Source organism: Salinicola sp. MH3R3-1 (assembly GCF_001937155.1).
GTDB classification, from domain to species: Bacteria; Pseudomonadota; Gammaproteobacteria; order Pseudomonadales; family Halomonadaceae; genus Salinicola; species Salinicola halophyticus.
In genome coordinates, this window is record NZ_MSDP01000073.1 from 1 (window position 1) to 1,097 (window position 1,097).

General features: G+C 51.8%; 2 tRNA genes and 2 rRNA genes. All 4 read right to left on the reverse strand.

The annotated features are described in order from the left end of the window. A 23S ribosomal RNA gene (locus BTW08_RS18345) occupies positions 1 to 92 on the reverse strand; the annotation flags it as partial. A 222-nt stretch (positions 93 to 314) separates the two neighbouring features. Beyond that, positions 315 to 390, reverse strand: a tRNA-Ala gene (locus tag BTW08_RS18350). A gap of 137 nt (positions 391 to 527) precedes the next feature. After that, positions 528 to 604, reverse strand: a tRNA-Ile gene (locus tag BTW08_RS18355). A gap of 67 nt (positions 605 to 671) precedes the next feature. Further along, a 16S ribosomal RNA gene (locus BTW08_RS18360) occupies positions 672 to 1,097 on the reverse strand; the annotation flags it as partial.

Below are 1,097 nucleotides of genomic sequence, written 5' to 3' on the forward strand. Positions count from 1 at the left end.
TTGCCACCTCACCGAACCTTATCGCAGGCTACAACGTCCTTCATCGCCTCTGGCTGCCAAGGCATCCACCGTGTGCGCTTAATCGCTTGACCATATAACCCGAAAGGGTCTGGTCAGTGATTAAATCATTCGACAATTGCCGGATACGCTTGAGACGTATCTCGTTTCGTTCTTCTCCGAAGAGAAGAACTGTCAGCATGATCCAAATTGTTAAAGAGCGACTGCTGAAAGCAGTTGAAAACCCTCATCTTGCGATGAACGCTTTCAACTAATTTCAACATCAAGACTGTTAGGTATGTTCCTGTGGCAGGAACTGGTGGAGCCTAGCGGGATCGAACCGCTGACCTCCTGCGTGCAAGGCAGGCGCTCTCCCAGCTGAGCTAAGGCCCCGGATAGACAGATCATGAAAAGAATCAAGAAGACCTCTTTTCTTTTTTCAATCTGTTCAATTTGATTTAGACGAGGCGAAAGATGGCGACGTGTAGCTCGCTACACGAGTTAGCTTTCAACGACGTATTAATCAAATTTGGTGGGTCTGGGCAGACTCGAACTGCCGACCTCACCCTTATCAGGGGTGCGCTCTAACCAACTGAGCTACAGACCCAAACAGTCTTGCTCTGGCCGATCAGGTAATTGATTGTGGACGCTTGAACCACGCTAAGCTGGTCGTTTAAGGAGGTGATCCAGCCGCAGGTTCCCCTACGGCTACCTTGTTACGACTTCACCCCAGTCATGAACCACACCGTGGTGATCGCTCTCCCGAAGGTTAAGCTAACCACTTCTGGTGCAGTCCACTCCCATGGTGTGACGGGCGGTGTGTACAAGGCCCGGGAACGTATTCACCGTGACATTCTGATTCACGATTACTAGCGATTCCGACTTCACGGAGTCGAGTTGCAGACTCCGATCCGAACTGAGGCCGGCTTTCTGGGATTCGCTCCATCTCGCGATCTCGCAGCCCTTTGTACCGGCCATTGTAGCACGTGTGTAGCCCTACCCGTAAGGGCCATGATGACTTGACGTCGTCCCCACCTTCCTCCGGTTTGTCACCGGCAGTCTCCTTAGAGTTCCCGACATTACTCGCTGGCAAATAAGGA